The organism is Brevibacillus fluminis (assembly GCF_052072235.1).
In the GTDB taxonomy this organism is placed as follows: domain Bacteria; phylum Bacillota; class Bacilli; order Brevibacillales; family Brevibacillaceae; genus Brevibacillus_D; species Brevibacillus_D fluminis_A.
Window position 1 is genome coordinate 550,001 of the sequence record NZ_CM125436.1, and the last position, 24,645, is coordinate 574,645.

The 24,645-nt window shown below is 52.9% G+C and carries 16 protein-coding genes, 13 tRNA genes, 1 rRNA gene and 2 riboswitches (1 of these 32 running past the window's edge); of the genes, 25 read left to right on the forward strand and 5 right to left on the reverse strand.

What is annotated here, in order from left to right; translation table 11 throughout:
• The 15 genes from ACTID9_RS03095 to ACTID9_RS03165 all read left to right on the forward strand — a co-directional run.
• A 23S ribosomal RNA gene (locus ACTID9_RS03095) occupies positions 1 to 1,012 on the forward strand; it begins 1,917 nt to the left of the window's first position.
• A gap of 61 nt (positions 1,013 to 1,073) precedes the next feature.
• A tRNA-Asn gene (locus ACTID9_RS03100) sits at positions 1,074 to 1,148 on the forward strand.
• Between the two features lie 5 nt (positions 1,149 to 1,153).
• A tRNA-Ser gene (locus ACTID9_RS03105) sits at positions 1,154 to 1,244 on the forward strand.
• A 14-nt stretch (positions 1,245 to 1,258) separates the two neighbouring features.
• A tRNA-Met gene (locus ACTID9_RS03110) sits at positions 1,259 to 1,335 on the forward strand.
• Positions 1,336 to 1,357: 22 nt separating this feature from the next.
• Positions 1,358 to 1,442, forward strand: a tRNA-Leu gene (locus ACTID9_RS03115).
• 15 nt (positions 1,443 to 1,457) lie between these two features.
• Positions 1,458 to 1,534, forward strand: a tRNA-Glu gene (locus tag ACTID9_RS03120).
• An 8-nt stretch (positions 1,535 to 1,542) separates the two neighbouring features.
• Positions 1,543 to 1,618 (forward strand) — tRNA-Val (locus ACTID9_RS03125).
• A gap of 18 nt (positions 1,619 to 1,636) precedes the next feature.
• A tRNA-Met gene (locus ACTID9_RS03130) sits at positions 1,637 to 1,713 on the forward strand.
• 77 nt (positions 1,714 to 1,790) lie between these two features.
• Positions 1,791 to 1,867 (forward strand) — tRNA-Asp (locus ACTID9_RS03135).
• Between the two features lie 21 nt (positions 1,868 to 1,888).
• A tRNA-Phe gene (locus tag ACTID9_RS03140) sits at positions 1,889 to 1,964 on the forward strand.
• Positions 1,965 to 1,976: 12 nt separating this feature from the next.
• Positions 1,977 to 2,052: transfer RNA gene (locus ACTID9_RS03145), tRNA-Thr, on the forward strand.
• 5 nt (positions 2,053 to 2,057) lie between these two features.
• Positions 2,058 to 2,132 (forward strand) — tRNA-Gln (locus ACTID9_RS03150).
• Between the two features lie 4 nt (positions 2,133 to 2,136).
• Positions 2,137 to 2,212 (forward strand) — tRNA-Lys (locus ACTID9_RS03155).
• Between the two features lie 18 nt (positions 2,213 to 2,230).
• Positions 2,231 to 2,312, forward strand: a tRNA-Leu gene (locus ACTID9_RS03160).
• Positions 2,313 to 3,443: 1,131 nt separating this feature from the next.
• The gene (locus tag ACTID9_RS03165; RefSeq protein WP_441069785.1) at positions 3,444 to 3,923 is read left to right on the forward strand and encodes a hypothetical protein; all 480 of its coding nucleotides are present in this window, start codon (positions 3,444 to 3,446) and stop codon (positions 3,921 to 3,923) included.
• A 177-nt stretch (positions 3,924 to 4,100) separates the two neighbouring features.
• Here the strand turns inward: ACTID9_RS03165 and ACTID9_RS03170 are convergent, their stop codons facing one another.
• Positions 4,101 to 4,760 (reverse strand): hypothetical protein, encoded by a 660-nt coding sequence (locus tag ACTID9_RS03170; protein ID WP_441069786.1) that lies wholly within the window; start codon positions 4,758 to 4,760, stop codon positions 4,101 to 4,103.
• Between the two features lie 445 nt (positions 4,761 to 5,205).
• Between ACTID9_RS03170 and ACTID9_RS03175 the strand changes: the two genes are divergently transcribed.
• The 9 genes from ACTID9_RS03175 (at position 5,206) to purB (ending at position 18,086) form a co-directional block, all read left to right on the forward strand.
• On the forward strand, positions 5,206 to 6,159 hold the full coding sequence (locus ACTID9_RS03175) for an AAA family ATPase (RefSeq protein WP_441069787.1): 954 nt from the start codon (positions 5,206 to 5,208) through the stop codon (positions 6,157 to 6,159).
• A gap of 20 nt (positions 6,160 to 6,179) precedes the next feature.
• Positions 6,180 to 7,388 (forward strand): DUF58 domain-containing protein, encoded by a 1,209-nt coding sequence (locus ACTID9_RS03180; protein WP_441069788.1) that lies wholly within the window; start codon positions 6,180 to 6,182, stop codon positions 7,386 to 7,388.
• Between the two features lies 1 nt (position 7,389).
• Entirely contained in the window at positions 7,390 to 9,633 is a 2,244-nt protein-coding gene (locus tag ACTID9_RS03185) for a transglutaminase TgpA family protein (protein WP_441069789.1), read from the forward strand.
• A gap of 25 nt (positions 9,634 to 9,658) precedes the next feature.
• A riboswitch (purine riboswitch) is annotated at positions 9,659 to 9,760 on the forward strand.
• Between the two features lie 229 nt (positions 9,761 to 9,989).
• On the forward strand, positions 9,990 to 11,543 hold the full coding sequence (gene guaA / locus ACTID9_RS03190) for a glutamine-hydrolyzing GMP synthase (protein ID WP_441072383.1): 1,554 nt from the start codon (positions 9,990 to 9,992) through the stop codon (positions 11,541 to 11,543).
• 86 nt (positions 11,544 to 11,629) lie between these two features.
• Positions 11,630 to 11,731: riboswitch (purine riboswitch) on the forward strand.
• 165 nt (positions 11,732 to 11,896) lie between these two features.
• Positions 11,897 to 13,267: an NCS2 family permease gene (locus ACTID9_RS03195; protein ID WP_441069790.1), complete on the forward strand. Its 1,371-nt coding sequence runs from the start codon at positions 11,897 to 11,899 to the stop codon at positions 13,265 to 13,267.
• Between the two features lie 175 nt (positions 13,268 to 13,442).
• A complete protein-coding gene (locus ACTID9_RS03200; RefSeq protein WP_441069791.1) occupies positions 13,443 to 15,002 on the forward strand; it encodes a M1 family metallopeptidase in 1,560 nt (519 codons plus the stop codon).
• 126 nt (positions 15,003 to 15,128) lie between these two features.
• Positions 15,129 to 15,620 carry a 5-(carboxyamino)imidazole ribonucleotide mutase gene (purE, locus tag ACTID9_RS03205; protein WP_425456365.1) on the forward strand — a complete coding sequence of 164 codons (492 nt, stop codon included), beginning with the start codon at positions 15,129 to 15,131 and terminating at the stop codon, positions 15,618 to 15,620.
• Positions 15,617 to 16,786 (forward strand): 5-(carboxyamino)imidazole ribonucleotide synthase, encoded by a 1,170-nt coding sequence (purK, locus tag ACTID9_RS03210; RefSeq protein WP_441069792.1) that lies wholly within the window; start codon positions 15,617 to 15,619, stop codon positions 16,784 to 16,786. The genes purE and purK overlap by 4 nt, the downstream gene beginning before the upstream one ends.
• 4 nt (positions 16,787 to 16,790) lie before the next feature.
• Positions 16,791 to 18,086 carry an adenylosuccinate lyase gene (gene purB, locus ACTID9_RS03215; RefSeq protein WP_441069793.1) on the forward strand — a complete coding sequence of 432 codons (1,296 nt, stop codon included), beginning with the start codon at positions 16,791 to 16,793 and terminating at the stop codon, positions 18,084 to 18,086.
• Positions 18,087 to 18,166: 80 nt separating this feature from the next.
• On the opposite strand, the gene ACTID9_RS03220 is transcribed toward purB, so the two are convergent.
• Positions 18,167 to 19,402: an MFS transporter gene (locus tag ACTID9_RS03220; RefSeq protein WP_441069794.1), complete on the reverse strand. Its 1,236-nt coding sequence runs from the start codon at positions 19,400 to 19,402 to the stop codon at positions 18,167 to 18,169.
• A 53-nt stretch (positions 19,403 to 19,455) separates the two neighbouring features.
• Positions 19,456 to 20,142, reverse strand: coding sequence for a sensor domain-containing protein (locus tag ACTID9_RS03225; RefSeq protein ID WP_441069795.1), 687 nt, complete (start codon positions 20,140 to 20,142; stop codon positions 19,456 to 19,458).
• 197 nt (positions 20,143 to 20,339) lie between these two features.
• Here ACTID9_RS03225 and ACTID9_RS03230 point away from each other — a divergent pair, with 197 nt between their 5' ends.
• On the forward strand, positions 20,340 to 22,184 hold the full coding sequence (locus ACTID9_RS03230) for a DUF342 domain-containing protein (protein WP_441069796.1): 1,845 nt from the start codon (positions 20,340 to 20,342) through the stop codon (positions 22,182 to 22,184).
• 58 nt (positions 22,185 to 22,242) lie between these two features.
• Here ACTID9_RS03230 and ACTID9_RS03235 read toward each other — a convergent pair whose 3' ends face one another.
• Entirely contained in the window at positions 22,243 to 23,355 is a 1,113-nt protein-coding gene (locus tag ACTID9_RS03235) for an aminopeptidase (RefSeq protein ID WP_441069797.1), read from the reverse strand.
• A gap of 59 nt (positions 23,356 to 23,414) precedes the next feature.
• Positions 23,415 to 24,614 carry an iron-containing alcohol dehydrogenase gene (locus tag ACTID9_RS03240; protein WP_441069798.1) on the reverse strand — a complete coding sequence of 400 codons (1,200 nt, stop codon included), beginning with the start codon at positions 24,612 to 24,614 and terminating at the stop codon, positions 23,415 to 23,417.
• Positions 24,615 to 24,645 lie beyond the last annotated feature (31 nt).

Genomic DNA, 24,645 nt, shown 5'->3' on the forward strand with positions numbered 1-24,645 from the left:
AAGCCCCAGTAAACGGCGGCCGTAACTATAACGGTCCTAAGGTAGCGAAATTCCTTGTCGGGTAAGTTCCGACCCGCACGAAAGGCGTAACGACTTGGGCGCTGTCTCGGCAAGAGACCCGGTGAAATCATAATACCTGTGAAGATGCAGGTTACCCGCGACAAGACGGAAAGACCCCATGGAGCTTTACTGTAGCCTGGTATTGGAACTTTGTGCATCATGTACAGGATAGGTGGGAAGCTGAGAAGCAGGGGCGCCAGCCTCTGTGGAGCTGTCGGTGGGATACCACCCTTGATGTACGGAGTTTCTAACTCGGCACCCTTATCGGGTGCGAGGACCATGCCAGGTGGGCAGTTTGACTGGGGCGGTCGCCTCCTAAAAAGTAACGGAGGCGCCCAAAGGTTCCCTCAGAATGGTCGGAAATCATTCGTAGAGTGTAAAGGCACAAGGGAGCTTGACTGCGAGACCTACAAGTCGAGCAGGGACGAAAGTCGGGCTTAGTGATCCGGTGGTTCCGCATGGAAGGGCCATCGCTCAACGGATAAAAGCTACCCTGGGGATAACAGGCTTATCTCCCCCAAGAGTCCACATCGACGGGGAGGTTTGGCACCTCGATGTCGGCTCATCGCATCCTGGGGCTGAAGTAGGTCCCAAGGGTTGGGCTGTTCGCCCATTAAAGCGGTACGCGAGCTGGGTTCAGAACGTCGTGAGACAGTTCGGTCCCTATCTGTCGCGGGCGTAGGAAATTTGAAAGGAGCTGCCCTTAGTACGAGAGGACCGGGGTGGACATACCGCTGGTGCACCAGTTGTTCCGCCAGGAGCACAGCTGGGTAGCTATGTATGGACGGGATAAGCGCTGAAAGCATCTAAGCGTGAAGCCCCCCTTGAGATGAGATTTCCCACAGAGTCAATCTGGTAAGACCCCTCATAGACGATGAGGTTGATAGGTTCGGTGTGGAAGCGCGGTAACGCGTGGAGCTGACGAATACTAATCGGTCGAGGGCTTATCCACAACAATCCATAGCAATGACTTGCGTATCCAGTTTTGAAGGAACAAGCCTTCAACTGAATATTCCTCAGTAGCTCAATGGTGGAGCAACCGGCTGTTAACCGGTAGGCTGGCGGTTCGAGTCCGTCCTGAGGAGCCATATGCGGAGAGTTACCCAAGAGGCCGAAGGGGACGGTTTGCTAAACCGTTAGTATGCGCAAGCGTAGCGAGGGTTCGAATCCCTCACTCTCCGCCATATTTATGCTTTATGGCGGTGTAGCTCAGCTGGCTAGAGCGTTCGGTTCATACCCGAAAGGTCGGGGGTTCGACCCCCTCCGCCGCTACCAATTTTTTCGATTATAGTAATGCGCGGTCGTGGTGGAATTGGCAGACACACCATCTTGAGGGGGTGGCGGGGCGACCCGTGCGAGTTCGAGTCTCGCCGACCGCACCATAATTGTACAAGCATGGCCCGTTGGTGAAGCGGTTTAACACAGCAGCCTTTCACGCTGTCATACAGGGGTTCGAATCCCCTACGGGTCACCATGTTTCACGGAGGCTTAGCTCAGCTGGGAGAGCATCTGCCTTACAAGCAGAGGGTCGGCGGTTCGATCCCGTCAGCCTCCACCATATCGTTTTTCTTACCGTCGCGGGGTGGAGCAGCTCGGTAGCTCGTCGGGCTCATAACCCGAAGGTCACAGGTTCAAATCCTGTCCCCGCAACCAAATTTTCTACTTGTATGACCTCGAAATAGCAACTTGGTCAAGTAGAATTGTAGTACCTGTAGGGTGCAATCAAATATGGAGCTGTGGTGAAGTTGGAGTTCACGCCGGTCTGTCACACCGGAGGTCGCGGGTTCGAGTCCCGTCAGCTCCGCCATTTATGGCGAATATAAAAATTGGCTCGGTAGCTCAGTCGGTAGAGCAGAGGACTGAAAATCCTCGTGTCGGCGGTTCGATTCCGTCCCGAGCCACCATATCATGTATGTGCCGGTGTAGCTCAATTGGTAGAGCACCTGACTTGTAATCAGGGGGTTGTGGGTTCAAGTCCTATCGCCGGCACCATTTTTTGGGGTATAGCCAAGCGGTAAGGCAACGGACTTTGACTCCGTCATTCCTAGGTTCGAATCCTAGTACCCCAGCCATTTCGAGCCATTAGCTCAGTTGGTAGAGCATCTGACTTTTAATCAGAGGGTCGAAGGTTCGAGTCCTTCATGGCTCACCATTTTTACCAAAACGCAATGCGGATGTGGCGGAATGGCAGACGCACCAGATTTAGGTTCTGGCGGGCAACCGTGGGGGTTCAAGTCCCTTCATCCGCACCACTGTTACAAAACCCTTGAGGAATCAAGGCTTTTTTTGTTTTTCGGGGAATTTTACAAGCATCCGGGTATCCCCTCAGAATGGAGTTGGGGACGAAACCATCTCCAAAGACCGTTTTTGTCTCGGATCAAATTGATCAAATTTCTCCGTCAAATTCCGGTTCACTTATTTTGAAACGTGCGCGTAAATATTTGCTGTAGTTTGATGCTGCTTATCCTCTAAGCTCTCCTGAATGGCCTTTAGAGAAACACGCTGCTTAATTAGTAAGGTAGCTGGCGAAGATAGTGGAGACGGATAGACAAAGGAAAGTGGATCTCCGCCTCCCCATTTCTAGGGCCCATCTCGGTGACGTCACCATTTCTTCTGAGGGATGCTTTTTTATCCAGTATAAGGGCAACCGCGGCTTAGACCAAAAAGCTTGGCGTAGTCAGGTTTTCTCATGTAAGCGGCAACCGCTTCAAAGAGAACTTGGGACAATCCAATGCAACTAACTCACCATGTCTGAATCCCCCAAAAATTGCTCCGATTATAAACACGCCCACATTACCGGCTCAATGTTGAGAGCCTCAATGGTACCTTGTCTCAGCTGCCGCATGATGCATAGCTTTCTTTTCTCCACCTACTGCATGACTAACAGATTCCGCATAACCGCAAAGATATGCTGGATTGCCCGCTCGGAACCTGAACGACGATGCTGTCGTAGCAAGCAAAAAGGTAGGCGGCGAAGTTTAAGGTTATTCAATATCATCAGGAAAACATAGTGGCTCCTAAAGATTAGCTAAAGAGTTGAGCGGTAAGGCAAAAGAACAAGATGAATAGAGGAAACAGAGAGAGCGTTTTTTCATAGTGATCAAAATATACCCAAAAAGGGAGATATGCTTTAGAAAACGCACAAATATAATGGATGTGGGGAAATAAGTAGTAGAGGTGGACTGAGATTGGACGGCTGATGGCACGCCGTGTGCGATGAAAGTCGCCCGCACGGTGTAGGTCCAGGGTGACCTGGAAATAGCTTACCTTCAGTAACAATCGAACAGACAGCGATCAGTGCAGAACAAGTTCAATTCAAATGGAGGTGGTCGGATAGCGACTATGCAGATTATGTGATTGCCCAGGTGAATGGGCGGCAGTACATGTTCTTTAATTACGGGGAAACGTTTGGGACTGGTGCGATTAAAACACTGAGTGCGGATACAAGCTATGACATCACGTTTACTTTTTATAAGAATGCTGTCGCTACAGGAACAGGCGAATTGAATCTCGTGACACCGCACGATGACACCATTGCGCCAAACGTGAACGGAATGGTTGTTGATCACAATGCAACATCAGCAAATTTTAAGCTTTGGTCAGATGAGGCTGGGGTTATTTATTATATTTTCATTCGGGAAAATGATTTTATCGGGCTCCCAAACGAAAGTCTGATTATGTCTGGGAATGATCCGAGAGTTGTTCGCTCTGGACAACTTAATGTAACGGCTGATCAGAGAGTAAACGTCTCGCTTACAGAGCTGAATATCACGCAAGGAACATGGATGCTTTATTTCGTCTCAAAAGATTCAGCGGGGAATGTTTCGAGCAGACAAGGCGCCGGATTTTTAAACTACGATTAGTGTCCGGTTGGCCCCTTTCGAAAGAGGAGCTGCAAACGCAGCCCCTCTTTCTTTTTACACGATGACGACCTATACCCATGCAGAGCAACGATCCCCAGAGTGGATGCACGGATATGATTTTCCGCCAGGTTTACGTTAAGCGCACGCTCAAGGTAATGGTAAGTGAAGATCAAAAAATTACGGTTCATCTCGCTTTGCAATTGCTTGTGATAGCCAATGAGTATCCCATGGATCATCTGAAGAACAAAAAACGGGTTTCGTGACCACGAATGAAGCAATACAAAAAAGCGTTCCTCCCATAGTGGAAGGAACGCTTGCTCCTAATCTAAAAAATACTGCGCGACTACCATCGCGGTCAAAACAACCAGGATGCATAGCGAGAAGATTTTGAGCTCCTTTACGGTTCGGCGGATCATGTTGATTTCTTCCTGTGTATATCTTGTCATGAGTGAGTCCCCTCTCTGGAATGATTTTCGTTCCACGAGAGGGAGGGATCACGAACCTTGATTCATATTTGATCGGCATGAGCTTCTGCCATTGCAAGCGAATCTGAATCAAAAACAAAAAGGTGACGATTACGGGCGGCGATGCAAACGCCGCTAGCTTGGGGGAGCTGATGTAACGGGAAAAAAGGACGGTGTGTCCGATATACTTGTTCAGTGACTGATGGCGGTAGCTGGCCAGGTGTGCTGATCCGTGATGCGAGGTTACATAGTTGGATGTCGCCCCTGGATCGGACCCTTCATCGCTGAACGTATGCGTTGGAAGAAAGCACAAGCAAAATAAAAGGAGTGCAAGCAGGCACGTATGAAAATGATTGCGTGAGCGTGACTTCATTTTCGGCTCCTTTCATCCTGGCGAGTGTTGAAACATATGAGCGCATTCTCACTATTATATCATAGGAAAAGGGGCTGTAGACTGGCAGATCGGCACCATGCCAATGACGGTGAATGCTGCCAAGGAGAACCGGGCGCGGAAATTATTGATGTGTTGAGCTTTTCCACAATCCGTGGTAATCTAGTAACAGTGTTAAAAAAACCAGATTTAGGATTTGGTGGAGATTAACAGGAGTCACAGCAAGACCCATTCCGAAACAAACATCAGCTTGAAGACGTCATATAGAAGGAGAGTAGGAGAAGTAGTGTTCCTGCTCTTTTTTACATACAAGAGAGAATGTTTGTTATTTGTTTTAATTTTACAAATATTTATTATTCTTTTCTTGTAGATTCTTTGTTTTATCCTTTATTTTGTTACTATGACCGTTGAAATTGGAGGCCTGCTCATGAACGTACTAAAAGTGGACCAACCGCATCAAGCAATCGAAAAACTCATCGCAAATATTGAAAAAGTGCTGATCGGAAAAAAGCAAACCATTGAGCTTAGCCTTGTTGCCTTGCTGGCAAAGGGGCATGTCTTGCTGGAAGACGTGCCGGGTGTGGGAAAAACGATGTTGGTTCGTGCCATCGCTCGTTCAATTGGGGGCGATTTTAAGCGTATACAGTTCACTCCCGACTTACTCCCGACCGATGTGACGGGTGTGTCCATCTTCAATCAACGCACGATGGAGTTTGAATTCCGGCAGGGGCCGATTTTTGCGCACGTTGTTCTTGCGGATGAGATTAACCGTACGTCGCCCAAGACGCAATCCGCGATGCTCGAGGCGATGGAGGAGCATTCGGTGACTGTCGATGGGGTGACGTACCAGCTGCCGCAGCCATTTTTCGTGATGGCTACGCAAAACCCGTTGGAATATGAGGGAACATTCCCGCTGCCTGAGGCCCAATTGGACCGTTTCCTCCTGCAACTGCGTCTGGGATACCCGTCGATCCAGGAAGAGATGTCGATTTTGACGCGTTTTTCGAGCGAGCAGCCGATCGAGATGATTGATGCGGTGGTTTCGGCCGACGAGCTGCGCGGCTTGCAGATGGAAGCGACGAAGATCAAAGTGAGCGAAAGCATCAAGGAATATATCGTGCGATTGGGGCAAAACACGCGCGAGCATGCAAACGTATATCTGGGCGTGAGTCCGCGCGGTTCTCTGGCCTTGTATCGGGCGGCGCAGGCGCTCGCGTTCATCCGCGGTCGTGATTTCGTCATCCCGGATGATGTGAAGGAGCTGGTGCCGCATACGTTCCGCCATCGCATCATTCTCAAACCGGAGGCGCGGCTGGAAGGAGAGACGGTGGATCGCTTGCTTTCTACTGTTTTGCAATCCACACGTGTTCCCATCACCTAAAAAGAAAAGAGGTGATCAGTGTGGTTCAACGCAAATATGGTCTGGCCAAAATCATTGGCCTCTTGGCTGTCACGTATTCGTTCGCGATGTTTCAGGGCGGCTTTGCCAGCTGGTTTTTGTTCTATAGCAGCCTTACCTTTGTCGGTTATGAAATCATCGCCTATGTGCTAATGTTCGCTACGCTGCAGATGACGCGGGAGATCAGCAGGGACCGTCTGCAGGACGGTGAGGATCTCGTCGTCACGGTTCATTTGCGGCGTAAAATCTGGTTTCCGCTCGGCTGGAACCTGTTGATCGAATCGTTGCCCGATAAGCTTGCAGGGCTGTATGAGCCGCATCGGCAGCTGCATTTTCCCTGGTTTCAGCGCGAGCTTTCCTTCTCTTATGTGATCCCGTCCTTGCCGAGGGGCCATTATCAATTGAAGTCTTCTGTACTGACAGGCGGCGACTTTTTCGGCTTTTTTCAAAAGCGTAAGACATTTGGCTTGCATAACGAATTTTTGGTGTACCCGACTTGCAAGCTGATTTCCCACTGGCCGTCCGGCGATGGAAAAATGAGCGGGAATGCGCAGGTGTCGCATCTGCTCTCCAACGACGTAACGGCGGTGCGCGGGGTGCGCGATTACCAGCGCGGGGATCGGCTGAGCCAGATTCACTGGCGCGCTTCTGCGCGAGGGCTGGGGCTTAAAACGAAGGAATTTGAGCATCAGGCGATGAATCAGATCGTATTCTTTCTCGACGTGTCAAAAGCGAGCTATGCATCGAGCGCGCCGGCTTTGTTCGAGACGGCGGTCAAATTGACCGCGAGCCTGGTTTACTACACGAGCAGAAAAATGTACCCGTACGGATTCGTGTGTCATCAAAACGATCGTGTGGCCATTCCGCCAGCAAACAGCCAGTCGCATTTTTTCCGGATTTTTGACCAACTGGCACGCGTGATGCCGGAAGGAAACGAGAGCTTCAGCCAGGTCGTCGGGAAGCATGCGCTGGAGTTTGCCCAAGGGGTGACATTGGCGATCGTGACCGCTGGCCTGGAAAAGCCGCTGATGACCCGGCTGATTCAACTCGCAGCTTCAGGGCGCAATGTGCAGCTGTTCTGGCTGCGGGAAAACAGCACCATTACACCGGCTGAAAAAGCGATGCTGCAATTTTTACACGCGGGTAAAGTCACATGTCGTGCCATTCATCTGGCTGAATACGATGACTTGCAACGGATAGGAGGTGCATGACATGCATGGTCGACTGCTGCGGCCGTTTAAATGGTTGGATTTGTTAGGGGCAGCCTTTTTGTTTTTCCTGATTCGCGAGTGGCTGCTGCCGCTTTTGCGGCTGACAGATACGGGTGATCTGCTTGCCTTCTATGATTTGATTGGAGGCGTGCTGCTTTTGGATCTTATGCTTCGGTCCAGATGGCTCGGAGCGTTTCTCAAGCTGGCGGGGGCCTTGTATTTGTTGCATTTCAACTATATCCAGACGCCGCTTTTCTCAAAAGATTGGCTGCTTGAAATTTTTGTCCGCTTGCAGCGGGACATTCCGTTGGCCATGCTGCAGCATTGGACGGAGATGTCGCTTGTTACGCGCAACTTGCTGTTTTATTTGATGATTGCGGCCATTGTGTCGCTTTTGAGCTATTTGGTGATTGAGCAGAGACAGGCGCTTTGGTTCGTGATCATGACGGAAACGTATTTGGCGACGCTGGATACATTTTTGCCGTATGAAGCGGACGGGGCGATTATCCGGGCGCTCATCGCGGGATTTTTGCTGTTGGCTGTAACCCATTTTTCCTCGATGCAGCAGTTGGCGCCTGCCAAAGGAAAATCGCTGCGGTTTTGGAAAACGCTGATCGCGCCGGTCATGATCATCGCGCTCGCGGTGGGAGTGGCCTACGCCGGGCCAAAGCATGACCCGGAGTGGCCCGATCCAATCGCGTATTTCACCGGAAACGGCAGCGAGGTCGGAACAGGCTATGTCAAACGGGTCGGATTCGATAACAGCGACGAATTGCTGGGGGGACCGTTCGTTCAGGACAACGGCCTGGTGTTTACTGCCACAACGAATGAAAAAACGTATTGGCGCGCCGATTCCAAAGATGTCTATTCAGGTGTAGGCTGGCAAAAAGGCGAGCGCTCCTATGAAGATATTTTGAACCCGGCTACGCATGCGTGGAAAGATCAGCTGTTTAAAGGGTTTGAAACGAAAAAGGTGGAAGCATCGCTGCAATTTAGCCCGGAGACGCGCTATCCCACGATTTTTTACCCCGGTCAGCTGACAGGCGTGAAAAACTACAAGCCTGCCAATGCGACTTTCGTCTATGACAAAGATAATGAGCAGGTTGAGGTACGGGCCGGCCAAATCAATGTGGTGACGCAAAAAGAAGGGCAACCTCCGGGGGTGGGCGATCCAAAGATCGTCCCCAATACGATTTTGATGAAGATGAACCACTACGATTTGACCGCTGAAGTGCCGATTATTAGCGAGAAGAAGATCCTTGCTTCCGGCTCGAATTATCCTGCTGCGATCAAGGAGAAATATTTGCAGCTGCCGAAAGAATTGCCGCAGCGCGTCAAGGATCTGGCGGAAAAGGTGACAGCCAACGCAAAAACGCCATATGAGAAGGTGCGGGCGGTTGAAAACTTTTTGCGCACGGGCGGGGAGTATTCGTATGAAACGACGGATGTTCCGGTTTTGCAGCAGGGGCAAGATTTCGTCGACCAGTTCCTGTTTGTGACGAAGCGCGGCTACTGCGACCATTTCTCGTCATCGATGGCCGTCATGCTGCGTACGGTGGGAATCCCGACACGATGGGTGAAAGGATTCGCGCCGGGAACGGAGACCCAGACACGCGGAGACCAGAAAGTCATGGAAATCCACAATAAAGATGCACACTCGTGGGTTGAGGTGTATTTTCCGGATTACGGCTGGATTCCGTTCGAGGCGACCAGTTCCTTCATCTCGCCGCTGCGCGTTCAGTACGATCTGGCGAATCAGCCGGCTGCACAGCCGATCGTTCCGGGCATCACGCCGCAAAAGCCGCGCGACCTCAATCCGGATCGCCTGGATGAGCGGGATGCGCAAACGGGCGGCGCGAAAAAGAGCAGCGGCTTCTCGTGGGGCTTACTGCTGGGCATCGGGGTTATCCTCGCCATCGCAGGCTTTGTATTTTGGAAAAAACGAGACGCGCTCTATATCTGGTGGCTGCACCGCCGGATGACGAGTTCTGCAACACAGCGCTTTCCTGACAAGTACAATGCGCTGATCCGGCTGTACGAGCGCATTTTCACTCGCCGCCAGCAGGGCGAAACGCTGCGCGAATATGTGAAGCGTTTGGAAGTTTCCGGCGACCGGCGCCAGGATTTGCTGTACGTGACACAGTTGTTTGAGCGAATTTTGTACGGCTTCAAGGAGCTTGAAGGCAAAGCGAAAGAAACCGGGGACAAAATCATGGAACGGTTGACGAATCAATTGAAGCCTTGAACATTTTGACGCAGTCTGCTAGAATGTCCTACGATAGAGCAATTCTCGTAAAAAATCAGGGATAGGGCCTGAACGTTTCTACCGTCTGACCGTAAATTGGACGACTACGAGGAGAGGACTTTACATTCGGGATACGTATTGGATTGCGTATGAGAACTGGGACTCTGCCTCCGGTATGATAGACGGAGGAGTCCCGGTTTTTTTCTTACATGCTGCAAGGGTGAAAGCCGTGAACGCATCGTGGGAAAGAGCGGCCGATTACGGCCAACCAATCAGGCATGGCCGTTTTGGATAAGGCTTTGTGCGGAATAATGGTTTTGCCTGTTTTTTGCACATCCTATGAGTATTGATTTGTGATGAGGAGGATTTTCGTGGACAAGGCGATGGAAATGGTAGTCGTGTTGGATTTCGGCGGGCAGTACAATCAGTTGATTGCACGCCGTGTGCGTGATTTGGGTGTTTACAGCGAGCTGTTGCCGTTCAACACACCTGTAGAAAAACTGAAGGAACTGCAGCCGAAGGGGATTATTTTCTCCGGCGGACCGGCAAGTGTATACGAAGAAGGCGCGCCAAAGGTAGATCCGGCGATTTTTGACCTGGGTGTTCCGGTATTGGGGATCTGCTATGGCATGCAGTTGATGAGCCATTTGCTGAAAGGGAAAGTAGAGCGTGCGGGTAAACGCGAATACGGAAAAGCGGAAGTTCGCCTTGAACAGCGCCATGAGCTGTACCATGATTGGACGGACAATGAAATCGTGTGGATGAGCCATAGCGACAAGGTAATCGAATTGCCGGAAGGCTTCCGGATCGACGCGGTGAGCGATTCTTGCCCGGTGGCTGCAATCAGCAACCCTGAGCGCAAAATGTACGGCGTGCAATTCCATCCGGAAGTACGCCACTCCGTCAAAGGGAACGAATTCATCTCCAACTTCCTGTTCCGCATTTGCGGCTGCAAAGGCGATTGGAGCATGACCAACTTCATCGATGAAGAGATCGCGCATATTCGCGAAACAGTCGGCGACAAGCAAGTGCTGTGCGCGCTGAGCGGCGGCGTGGATTCTTCGGTTGTCGCAGCGCTGATCCACCGTGCGATCGGGGATCAATTGACTTGCATGTTCGTTGACCATGGCTTGCTGCGCAAAGGCGAAGCGGAAAGCGTCATGGAAACATTCGTCGGCAAATTCGAGATGAAAGTGATCAAGATCGATGCGCGCAAACGTTTCCTGGACAAGCTGGCTGGCGTAACCGATCCGGAGCAAAAGCGCAAAATCATCGGTAACGAATTTATCTATGTATTTGATGAAGAAGCGAAAAAGCTGAAAGATATGGATTTCCTCGCACAAGGCACGCTGTATACCGATATCGTGGAGAGCGGAACCGCAACGGCGCAAACGATCAAATCGCACCATAACGTGGGCGGTTTGCCAGAGGATATGAGCTTCACGCTGATCGAACCGTTGAAAGCACTGTTCAAAGACGAGGTGCGCAAGCTGGGGACAGAGCTTGGCCTCCCGGACGAAATCGTTTGGCGTCAGCCATTCCCGGGTCCAGGCTTGGGTATTCGGGTTTTGGGCGAAGTTACGGAAGAAAAGCTGAAAATTGTTCGTGAATCCGATGCGATTTTGCGTGAGGAAATCGCGAAAGCCGGATTGGACCGCGAGATTTGGCAGTATTTCACCGCTTTGCCGGACATGAAGAGCGTCGGCGTAATGGGTGATGTTCGCACGTACTCCTACACAGTGGGCATCCGTGCCGTAACCTCCATCGATGGCATGACTGCTGACTGGGCGCGCATACCGTGGGATGTTTTGGAGAAAATATCGACAAGAATTGTTAACGAAGTGGAAAATGTAAACCGCATCGTGTATGATGTTACCTCCAAACCGCCTGCAACCATCGAGTGGGAATAGCAGTACGTATAATTGAAAAGGTAAATATTATTAACGTTCGGTTTTTCGTTGACAGATTCTCTTTTGGTTGATAAACTTTTCCCTATCGGAAACAAAAGGGGAAAGTTCGTATATTCCTGGGAATATGGCTCAGGAGTCTCTACTAGGTCACCAGAAATGATCTGACTACGAACGGAACGTTATGATATTCTCATGCGGGTACGGTTTTCACTTCCGTATGAGGAGAACGGCAGCTGTGCCAGTGCGTTGGCGCAGCCACGTTTTCGCCAGCGTTCCTTCGGAAGTCGAGGCATTCACGTGCGCTCGGCTTTTTTTCTTCTTTTTGGTTCAAACAACTCTAGGGAGGCCTTATCGTGCGTAATTTCTTTGAATTTGAGAAACTGGGCACAAATTACCGCCGCGAGATTATCGCCGGTATCACCACTTTCTTGGCTATGGCGTATGTGCTCGCAGTCAATCCGTTTATTTTGAGCGGCGCAGATTTGCCGGCAGATGTAAAAAGTCATTATCCACCTTTTGAATCCGTCTTTACTGCAACCGCTTTGGCAGCCGCGATCGGTACGCTGGTCATGGCTTTTGTCGGTCGTCTCCCGATCGGCCAGGCGCCAGGTATGGGCTTGAATGCCTTTTTCACGTATACCGCTGTTTTGACCATGGGCGTGCCTTGGCAGCAAGCATTGGCTGGTGTTTTCGTTTCTTGTACGATTTTCCTGATCTTGACGTTAACCGGTGTTCGTGAAGCCATCATAAATTCGATTCCATCTGGTTTGAAATATGCAACATCCGCAGGGATTGGCTTGTTCGTCGCATTCCTCGGATTGAAAAACGCCGGGATCATCGTCTCCAATCCGGCAACCATCGTTTCGCTCAGCCATCTCAGCTGGCATGAAGGCATGAAGCCGGAAGAGATTTTGGCAGCGAAACAGGCGCTTTTGGCTATATTCGGTCTGGTGGTCACGGCGATCTTGATGGCGCGCAAGTTCAATGCGGCGATCTTTATCGGGATGGTGGTTACGGCCGTTGTCGGCATGATCTGTGGATTGGTCAATGTGCCGACAAGCATCGTATCGGCTCCGCCGAGCATTGCTCCTACATTTGGCGCAGCGTTCCAGTTTTTGAGTGATCCGTCTGTGATGTTCAGCGGTCATATGCTGATCGTTATCTTTACGTTCCTGTTTGTCGATTTCTTCGATGCGACCGGTACGTTGCTCGGCGTTGCGAGCCAGGCGGGCTTGCTCAAAGACGGCAAGCTGCCGCGCGCAGGGAAAGCGTTGGCGTCCGATGCGATCGCCGGTATGGCGGGCGCGATCCTCGGGACGTCGACGACTACCAGCTATGTCGAGTCCACAGCAGGTGTCGCAGCGGGCGGACGAAGCGGCTTCACCGCGATTGTCATCGGGATTTGCTTCCTGTTGTCCCTGTTCTTCTCGCCTGTGCTGAGTGTGGTCACGTCTGCGGTAACCGCTCCTGCGCTGATCATCGTCGGCGTGCTGATGGTTTCCCACATGACCAAAATCGCCTGGGATCAAATGGAAGAGGCATTGCCTGCGTTCCTCACCATCATCATGATGCCGCTCACGTTCAGCATCGCATCCGGTATCGCAGCTGGCTTCATCGTTTATCCGATCACCAAAGTTTTCAAAGGACAAGCAAAAGAAGTTCATCCGATCATGTACGTGCTGTTCTTTGTGTTCCTGGTATACTTCATCTGGCTGCGCGAATAGTAGATAACAACTGCCCTCTGGTAACGGAGGGCAGTTTTTTTTACTGTAGGGATAGGCAGGCGCATCCCGCTGATTTTTTCTTTTGCTGGATTAGTCAAATGAGTCAATAACGGGGAGTATATTGTAACAACGGACAAGTCTGGACAGCGAATCTAGGCAAAGGGAGAGACGGCGGATGAAACGAGGCACGGTGGCGGCGGCAGTGAAAGCAATGATGGCGGTGTTGTTTCTTTTTTCGGTTACCAATTTGCACATGACGAGCGAGAGCAGAGCCGTCAAAAGCTCGCGGGCAGCAGAAACGTCTGCGGGCATCAGCTATCAGGCCGATGTCGACATCCAGCCGGACCGGCAGCTGATCACGGGAACGCTGAAGGTCCGCTTTGTCCCGGACGATCGTGAAAACGTCTATTTTCACCTGTATCCCAACGCGTTTTCCGACATCAGGAGCCTCGCAGATCCCAATTGGTCGTATATGCTCGGGAAAGAAATGAAACCGGGCAGCATAACGGTCCAGAAGGTGCTTGTAAACGGCAAGCCTGTCTCTTCTTCGTATGATAAAAAAGACGCCACGGTTTTGGCAGTATCGCTTGGGTCGCAAAAGCTCAAGCTGGGGCAGCCGATCGAGCTGGCGCTTCAGTTCAGCGAAAAAGTCCCTTTTAATAACGGGCGGTTCTCCTATAACGACGATGCGATCTGGCTGGGAAATTGGCTGCCGATTCTGGCTGTGCACGATCAGCGCGGCTGGCATCTTGATCCTTACTATCCGATGGGGGACCCGTTCTACAGCAATGCAGCCGATTATCAAGTCAGCGTAAAGCTGCCTGTCGGCTATCGGGTCGCGACGAGCGGAGATGATTCCAGCGCGATCATCACCCAGACGCGGCCGGCGAAATCGATCACCTATCAGATTCAGGCGCCGCGCATGCGGGATTTCGCCATGGTGGTGATGAGCGACATGTATGAACCGCTCGTGACTCCGGTCGGGAATACGCGGGTCACGACGTGGCATGAGGTAGGCGACAACGAGGAGCTGGTGAAAAAGCTGCACCAGACTGCTGTCGAATCTTTTCGTTACTACAGCGAGCAATTCGGGACCTATCCGTATCCCGAGTTTGATGTCGTAAAGACGGGCGGTTTTTTCGGGGGCATGGAATACCCGGGAATCGTGTTTATCCAGGGCGAGTATTATCGTGATCCGCTGCCGAATGCGGCCGCTGTCATCGCGCATGAGACGGCCCATCAATGGTTTTACGGCTTGGTCGGGAACGATGAGGTGCAGGAGGCATGGGTCGATGAAAGCTTGACCGACTATGCGGCGATGTCCTATCTGAAAGAGCGGGAGCCGCGAGAGGCAGGCTCCTACATCGCATACCGCAAGCAGCGGAGCGATCAGTCCGTGCAATACCGTTCCCAGGGTCTTACGGTGTGGCAGCCGGTCAACGGCTTTCCCAACTGGGACAGCTACGCTGATCTGGTCTATTCCCGGGGGGCGATGATGCTGTGGAATTTGCGGGAGCAGTGGGGCGGCTCGCGGGTGAATCATGCGCTGAAGGAGTATGTGGCGGAGCACCGGTTTTCACAGGCGAGCGGGGAGGACGTCATCGCGGCTTTTACACGCGAGGCGGGCATCGACGCTGCCCCGTATTTTGCCTATTGGCTGCGATTTGACCTCGATCAGCAGAAACAGGCGGCATTTTGGCTGGAACGTGGGAAAAACAGGCTGACGATAAAGTAAAAAACGAATATTGATAATGCTACCCTTGTGAACGTTCGGAAAACGTGTTGACAGCCGCTGCTGCTCCTTGTTACACTTACGATTGGGTTTTCTATCAGTACACTTCATGAGGAGAGGGGCAACAGCATGATAAACGGTCCATTGGTTGGCGTAATCATGGGAAGTACCTCGGATTGGGAAACAATGAAGGAAGCTTGCCAAATATTAGATGAGCTTCATGTACCATACGAGAAGAAAGTGGTGTCTGCGCACCGCACGCCGGATCTCATGTTTGCGTATGCGGAGACGGCCAAATCGCGCGGCATCGAATGCATCATTGCCGGAGCGGGCGGGGCCGCTCATTTGCCAGGCATGGTGGCAGCCAAAACGGAGCTGCCGGTCATCGGCGTCCCGGTTAAATCATCGAATCTGAACGGATTGGATTCGCTTCTTTCGATCGTGCAAATGCCAGGCGGCGTGCCGGTGGCTACCGTCGCGATCGGCAAAGCGGGGGCAATCAATGCGGGCTTGCTGGCCGCACAGATTTTGGGGATCAAGTATCCAGAAATTCAAGAGCGTTTTGTAGTGCGCCGTGAGGCCACTCGTGATAAAGTATTGAAGGACAGTGAACTGGAATGAGCCAAACTCTCAATCGGAACGCGATACACAAAGTGGTGAAGCCAGGAGCTACGATCGGCATACTTGGCGGCGGTCAGCTCGGGCGTATGATTGCGCTGGCGGGTCGTGCGATGGGCTATCGGTTTGTCACGATGGACCCGACCGTCGATTCGCCATGCGGTCAGGTTTGCGACGAGCAGGTTGTCGCCAAGTTTGATGACGTCGAGGGTGCGCGCCGTCTGGCTGCGCAAAGCGACGTCATCACCTATGAGTTTGAAAATGTGAATGCGTCGGTGGCGGAAGCGCTGGAGACGACGTCGTTTGTGCCGCAGGGCAGCGAGCTTTTGCGGACAACCCAGCACCGCGTCCGGGAGAAATCGATGATCCAGGCGCTGGGGATTCCTGTTGCGCCGTTTCGCGTCATCACGTCGCTTGCGGATTTGCAGGCTGCAGCGGAAGAGCTTGGACTCCCTGCCGTGATGAAAACCGCGACAGGCGGTTATGATGGAAAAGGGCAGTATGTGCTCCGTACGCCGGATGATCTCGGAAAAGCCTATGATCTCCTGTCGCAAACGGGCGCAGAGCTGATCGTGGAGCAGTTCGTCAAGTTTGAAAAGGAAGTGTCGGTCATTGCCGCCCGCAGCTTGTCCGGCGAGCTGGCGACGTTCCCGATGGCGGAAAATATTCATCGCGACAACATTTTGCACGCTTCGATCGTGCCGGCCCGCGTGTCCGATGACGTTCAGCAGAAAGCGGAAGCGATCGCGCGGACGATTGCCGAACAGCTGGGCGTTGTCGGTTTGATCGCGGTCGAAATGTTCGTCACGGCAGACGGGGACGTATACGTGAATGAACTGGCACCGCGGCCGCACAATTCCGGTCATTATTCGATGGATGCCTGCATCACCTCGCAGTTTGAACAGCATGTGCGCGCCATCTGCAACCTGCCGCTCGGCTCTACTGCGCTTTTGAGCCCGGTGGTCATGGTTAATATTTTGGGAGAGCATGTTCAGCCGGTGCTGGACAAGCTGGAAGAGCTGCCGCCTACGTGCAAGCTGCATCTGTACGGGAAAAGCGAAAGCATTGTCAAACGGAAAATGGGCCATCTGAACGTACTCGCCGACAATGTGGAGGAAGCATTGTCGATTGTAAACCAATTGGGAATTTGGGATAGAGTGGAGGACTAAAACAATGATCGAACGTTATTCGCGCCCGGAAATGAGAGCGATTTGGACGGAAGAGAACAAATTCAAAGCATGGTTGGAAGTGGAAATTCTCGCTTGTGAAGCATGGTCCAAGCTGGGTGTCATCCCTGCCGAAGACGTAGAGAAGCTGCGCGCGAATGCCACTTTCAACGTAGACCGCATTTATGAGATCGAGCAGGAGACGCGCCATGACGTCGTAGCTTTCACGCGCGCCGTATCGGAAACGTTGAGCGGCGACGAGAAAAAATGGGTTCATTACGGCCTCACTTCGACAGACGTAGTGGACACGGCTCTGTCTTACTTGCTTCTGCAAGCCAATGACATTCTCGAGAAAGACATCGTCGAGTTCATCGACATTCTGACCGAGCAAGCGCGCAAATACAAAGATACCGTCTGCATGGGCCGCACGCATGGCGTACATGCCGAGCCAACGACCTTTGGCTTGAAGCTGGCGCTGTGGCGTGAAGAGATGAAGCGCAACCTGGCTCGTTTCCGCAACGCCAAGGCAGAGGTGGCATTCGGCAAAATTTCCGGGGCAGTCGGAACATATGCCAACATCGACCCGTTCGTGGAAGCATATGTGTGCGAGAAGCTCGGTCTGCAAGCTGCGCCGATTTCCACGCAAACGCTGCAGCGCGACCGCCATGCCGAGTACATGGCGACGCTGGCGCTGATCGCGACATCTTTGGACAAGTTCGCGACCGAAATCCGCGGCCTGCAAAAAAGCGAAATGCGCGAGGTGGAAGAGCCGTTCGCGAAAGGCCAAAAAGGCTCTTCGGCGATGCCGCACAAGCGCAACCCGATCGGCTGCGAAAATATTTCCGGTCTGTCCCGCGTCATTCGCGGCCATATGCTGTCCGCTTATGAAAACGTGCCGCTCTGGCATGAGCGCGACATTTCCCACTCCTCTGTGGAGCGCGTGATTTTGCCAGACGCGACCATGCTGCTCAACTACATGCTGCGCCGTTTCATGAACATCGTAAAAAACTTGACGGTGTTTCCGGAAAACATGAAGCGCAACATGGACCGCACGTTTGGTCTGATCTACTCGCAGCAAGTGTTGCTGAAGCTGATCGACAAAGGGCTGAGCCGCGAAAAAGCGTACGACACGGTACAGCCGCGCGCGATGCAGGCGTGGGAAGAGCAGCGCTCCTTCCGCGACATCATCAGCGCCGACGAAACGGTGAAAGAGCTGTTGACCAAGGAAGAGCTGGATGATTGCTTCGATTACCGCTACCATCTGAAGCATGTCGATACGATTTTCCAACGTCTGGGTCTGTAATGACCTGACGGTTTGATAGAAAAAGCGCTTGTCGCCCCAATTTTCATGGGCAGCAAGCGCTTTTTAGCATGATGTGCTCATCAAACCGCCATCGTGGTAGATGAGGAAACCTCCTGTTTTCTCCATAAAGAACGTTGGAACAACACGCCAAACAATCCGACCGCCCCGATCGCAAGCCCCACCCACACAAAGGTGAGGGATGCGCCCCACAGGCCGATCAGCACGCCGCCTGTAAGCGGAGCGATGATCGAGACCGTGCTCATCAAGGAGTCGTAAATGCCGCTGATACGGCCAATCGCGGTGCCTGGCGTCTCCTTTTGCATGATATAGTTCATGCCCGTGGAAGTAAAACCCGTACCGAGACCGCCGATGAAGGAAACGATGAGAATCCACAGGAGAGGCGTGCTTGCCACAAAGGTGCCTGCTCCGGCAAACATCAGCCCGATCAGGAGCAGGCCGCCGCCCAAAAGCCAGCCGTAGGCGGACAGCTGTCGGAAACGCCGCAGCCACGTGACGCTGACCAAGCCGCCCGCGCCGACTGCAGTCACGATCCAGCCGATCAGTTCGGGACGATCGGGGGCAACATCGCGCAGCAGGATCGTGACTTGCGCATCGATCATCAGAATGCCAGCCATGCCGAGCAAGGAGAAGAACAGGCTGACCAGCAAGGTTCTGCTTTGCAGCAAAATGTTCCATCCTTCCTTCCAGGCCGTGCGCAGCTTGATGCTTTCCGAAGGCTGTTCGCCCGATTCGACCAGGCCTTGAGAAGCGGGAATCATCGCCAACAGCAGCGCGGAAACGACGAAGCAGACGGCATTGACCGCCATGCAGAAGGAGGGAGAAAAGGCCGTGGCAATCGAGGCGCCGAAAAGCGGCCCCAGCACCTTTGACAGCTGAAAAACAGCGCCGTTCAGGGAGGTCGCCTGCAGCAGCTGATCGGTGCCGACGATGTGGCGGGTCATCGCCTGTTGGGCGGGATAATGAAAGACGCGTGCAGCTGCACGCAGCGTGATGAGCCCCAACAAGACCCATACATTTGGCGCAAAGATCAGGCCGATCGTAAAGGCGGCGCGAATCAGGTCGGTTGCGATCATCAGATTGCGCTTGTTCCACCGGTCGGCCATGATTCCGGCCAATTGGCTGAACAGGATGCCGGGAATCGCGAATGCGAGCGGAACCAGTGAGACCATCATGGCATCCGCTTTCCAAACGAATCCGAGCAGGATGGAGATAGCGATGAAGTCAAAATAATCGCCGAAGGCGGAAAGGCCATAGGCGGTGAACATTTTCAGAAACGAACGGTTTTTCCACAGCATGAGCGACACCCCTGTTTGCCTAAAGTGACTGCAAAAGCAAAAGCGCTTTCTTTCTACTCTTCAGCAAACAGCATCACGATCTTGCTGAAAAACTGGGCGAGGTAGGTGAACAGATGCAGTGAGATGAAGGTGAGAAAAAAGCCGACGATGGCATAGATCCACGTTTGGAGGAAGGGATCTCCATCGACATGAAAAACATTCAGCATGGTTTCGTCGAACAGGATGATTTGCGTGGTCGACTGGTCTGTCGTCTGCTCAATGAAATAGAGAAGCGGGGAAAACAGCAGGCTCAAGCTGACGGCAATGAACGTAATCGAGATGACAAACGAAAGAATGCCGATAGGAAATTTGATCAGCAAAAGGAGCACGCTTTTCATGGTACGCGGATGTGTGGCATAAGCCCAGCATCTTTTGACCAATCCCAAACTGCTATGGCTGGACGATTGCCAACGCGAGTAGTCGACACGGACGCCCAGGACATAACGGATCAGCCCGATTTCAAAGTCCATGATCAGATTGGCGGCAAGCAAGAATAAGAGCAGGATGGGAAGTCCGATCAAAAATACAGGCGTGAGCCCGATCGATAACGCTAGGCATGCGATGGCGAAGACAAAATAAAAAATACCCAATGGAAACGACAGCAGCAAATAGGCCAGGCTTCGATACGCGTTCGAGTCCAGCATGATCGTGAAAAAGCTGGCTTTCTCCCTGGAGCGTGCGCTCGGGGGTAAAGCAATCATGATAAATCACCTACTTTACGGATCTCTACGAAAATTGTACCGGACAGAAGGATGCAGCGAGAATGGTCTGCGGAGGGAATTCGCCTCCGTCTCGAGACGGAACCGCCAAGGGCGGAATAGCGGGAAAAGATTCACTTATCGCACGGACGAAAACATTCGATAGTAGTAATAAGACGAAAACGGAGGGAGGGGCTCGTGTGAACGCGTCGATGAAGGAAGAGCTGCAGCGGTTGCTGGCGCATTTGGAGTCGCCGAATCTGGAGGGTGGGCATACAGAGTTGCTGAATGGCTCTGTTGTGTGTGAGAGCGGCATCCTGCGTGTCACCGATCCAAAAGCGGGCGGCCGCCATGCGTCCGTCGTCTCGACAGCACAGGTCAGGATTATCGTGAATGGCCAGGAAGCTGTCCAGCCGGTGGAGGTGCGGCAGGCGGATCGGCTTGAGGTGCGCATTTTGCACGATAAAGCATATGAACTGACAGTCGCCGATGATGCGATGAGAGTGTATTTGCATGTGTTTACCGAAAACATGTATGAGCGGCGGCTTGCAGATTGTGGACCAACGTTTTTTTATGTGCCCCAGAGCGAACTCGTGCCGTTAGCCGACAAAGGTACGATTGCGGCACAAGTGCGGCAGGAGCTGCAGGCGATAGCGATCATCAGTCCGATCGAGGAAGAGGCTTTGCAGGAAGCGCTGCATGCTCCGTTTAGCACGGCCGTCGTCGTCGCAGCGGGCAAACCGGCCAAATTGGGACGGGACGGATATATCGAGACGATGTTTCCTCATGCAACGGAGCAGCTGATCGCCGATTGGCAGCGCAAGGTCGATTACCGCGACCATGGCTTGATTCCGTCGGTAGCCGGCGGCGAGACGATCGCCATCGTTCACAAGGCGGTGCCCGGGGCGCCGGGAGTGGATCTGTTTGGCCGCGAAGTGCCGCCTCCTCCGGTATCGGACGTGCAGGTGGAGCTGCGGCGCAATGTTCGGATGGACGATACGGGTCGGGTTATTGCGCAAAAAGCGGGGCGACCATCGCTGACGGGCGATGCGGTCAAGATTTTTGACATTCAGACGGTGCACATTGTGGAAGGGGACGTGGATCTGACGGTAGGCAATGTGCTGTTCAACGGGGATGTGCTGATCAAAGGAGATGTGCAGGAAGGGATGCGCGTAGAGGCAACCGGCAACATTACGGTGCTCGGCAATGCTTTTTCCGCCGTATTGGTTTCGTGCCAGCATGTCTATATTCACGGTCATGCGACCAAGAGCCAGGTATATGGAGGCAGGCTCGGGCTTTTGTACAGCAAGGCGTACGAGCTGATCGGAAAAATCATGGCGCAGTACGATTCGTTGGAAAAAGAAACGAAAGCGGCACATGAGATGGCGGCGAAAAAGGGCCTCCATGTGACGATCGGGCAGATCGCATCGCTGCTGATCGAAAATCGTCATCCAGGTCTGCACGGGGTGATCGGCGAGTTTTCCGAACTGATCGCAAGCGCAGGTGCGATGATCCCGTTGGAGTTCAAGCTGCTTGTCCGTATGCTGCGGCTTTTTGGCAACAAGGAGCTGCTTGAGAGGATCAACAACTGGAACGACGTCCAGAAGATCCACGATTACTTGCAGCTCAGCAAGGTACAAATTGAAAACAGCGTGTTCGAGGAAAGCGACATTGTGGTCAGCTTTGCCAATCTGTCCCGACTCGAGACGAACGGCTCGCTTGTCGTCACGGGACAAGGATTGCTCAACTGCCAGGTTACCGTGAACAAAAACTGCTTGTTCAAAAGCCCGGACAGCAGTATCAAAGGAGGGCGGATTGTCGCCAAAGGACGCATTCATGCGTTCGAAGCGGGAACGCCGTTTGGGCGGAGCACCTATCTGGAGGTAGGCGAATCCGTCAAATTGAACAAGGCCGAGGGCGTCATCATCAAAGTAGGCGATCGTGTCGTACAAATCCCCGATGAGCGGCACGATCTGTACTTCTCGCTGGACAAGCAGGGCAATCTGCATCAGGAGAAGAACCGGCACCGAGAGCGTCGCGCATAGGTTTCCTCATAGGAAAAAGCCTGCCCCGTAATGGAGGCAGGCTTTTCGCGCGATTGCGTTACACCAGGTTTTCCGGATTCAGGCCTTCGAGAGCCGGGATGACGAAGCGGCCGTCTTTGCGGATCAGCACGTCGTCGAACCAGATTTCGCCGCCGCCGTACTCAGGGCGCTGGATTTGCACCAGATCCCAGTGGATGGAGGAGCGGTTGCCGTTGTCGGCTACATCGTACGCATTGCCTGGCGTGAAGTGGAAGCTGCCGGCGATTTTTTCATCGAACAAAATGTCTTGCATCGGATGCAGGATGTGCGGGTTGATGCCGATCGCGAATTCGCCGATGTAGCGCGCGCCTTCGTCGGTATCGAGAATTTCGTTGATGAGCTTCGTGTTGCTGCTGGTCGCTTCAACGATCTTTCCTTTGGAGAAGGTGAACCTGATATCGGTGAACGATGTGCTGTGGTAGTTGGACGCAGCGTTGTAGGAAATGGTGCCCTCAACGGAATCCAGTACCGGGGACGTGTAAACCTCGCCGTCCGGGATGTTGCGGTGGCCGTCGCATTTGATCGCAGGGATGCCTTTGATCGAGAAGCGCAGATCGGTGCCCGGCGCTTTGATATGGACGCGGTCGGTTTTCTCCATCAATTCGACGAGCGGGTCCATCGCTTTGGACATTTTCGCGTAGTCGAGGTTGCATACGTTGAAATAGAACGTCTCGAACGATTCGAGGCTCATGTTGGAGAGCTGTGCCATCGATTGGTTCGGATAGCGCAGAACGACCCAGCGTTTGTTCGGGATGCGGTCGCCGAAGTGGACTTTTTTGTAGAAAATGCGGGAATACAAGCCCATTTTCTCTTCCGGGATGTCGGAGTATTCATTGATGTTCTCATAAGCGCGTACGGCAATGTAAGCGTCTACATCCTGCATGCGAGACAGCTCGTGCTTGGCCATCAGCTCCATGTGCTCTTCGCTGGTGCCCTGGATCATGGCGCGCATGACTTGCTGATCTTTGATCGTCACCAACGGCAGGGCGCCAACAGCAAACGACTCGCGGACGAGAGCGCGAACCATTTCAGGCTGCAAGCCGATGTTTTCGATCAAGACTTTTTCACCAGGCTGCAGGTTGAGCGAGTAGCGAACCAGACGGCTGGCCAATTCATTAATGCGCAGGTCCATTTCAGTCATCTCCCTATATTAAAAAATATTTTATTGAAAAATTCTCTTCAATTTGAAGTTTAATAGCAGGCTTCATAGATTGCAAGCACATCACGGAACGTAATGGGCCGCGAACCGGCGATGCTGCCGCTTCCTCTGCCGCCGATGCGGATCGCGTCTTCCGCCAGCGTCTTTAGCGCAGCGTGCGGGATGCCGAAATCAGCGAGCCGTTCGGTGATTCCGAGACGGGCAAACCAGGCCGCAACGGCATCAATCGTATCGGAAGCGGCTTGCTGATCATCAGGATGCGTGACGCCGAAGCACTGACGGCCCATTCGCGCCAGCCGATCCGGCCTGTCATGAGCAATGATTTGGCGGAAATAAGGCAGGGTCAAAATCGACAGCCCGCGCCCGTGCGAAATATCGAAATGCCCGCTGAGCGGATGCTCTAGTTGATGGAGCGGATAGCCTGCTCCACGTCCGGCTAATGTGAAGGGGCTGATCGCGAGCGTGCTTGCCCATAAGAGCGTCGAGCGCGCTTCTTCATGCTCAGGCTCCGCAACGGCGATAGGCGCAAAGTGGACGACCTGGCGAATCAAAGACTCGGTGATCCCGTCCTGGACGTGCGTGCCCGGAGCGCTGATGAGATAAGCTTCGAAAAGATGGGAGAAAATATCGGCAGATGACTCAGCCGTTACACGCGGCGGGACGCTATAGGTCAGTGTCGGATCAAGCAATGCCGTTCTCGGGAAAAGAGCAGGCGCGCTCATCGAAGATTTTTCATGTGTGTCCCAATGTGTCAGCACGCTTTTTTCATTCGCTTCCGAACCTGTCGCCGCAACGGTTGGGACGGTGATGATTGGCAGCGCATCGGTGATCGTGGCAAGCTGTGCGAACAAGCCGTTCGGATTTCCTCTCATATAGTCATAGGCGGGGCGCTGCGATTTGGCGGTCAGCGCGATCATTTTCGCGGCATCCATGACGGAGCCGCCGCCGATGGCGATGACCAGATCGCACGCATGCTCACGAGCCAAGGCGGCACCCGCATCGACGGAAGAAGTGCGAGGATTGGGTTCGATACGGTCATATAAAACAGGAGTAACATTCGATTCGGTCAAGTATTGGATGGCCCGCTGCAAAATGCCAGCAGCCCGGACGGCTTTTCCGCCTGTGACGAGCAGCGCTTTATGTCCCAGCTTGGCTGCTTCGCTGCCAATTTTCGTTAATTCACCGCACCCAAACAGGACGCGGGTAGGAAAAGAAACTTCATACGGAATCATGGCAACCTCCTTTTGCGGCTTGTATGTACGT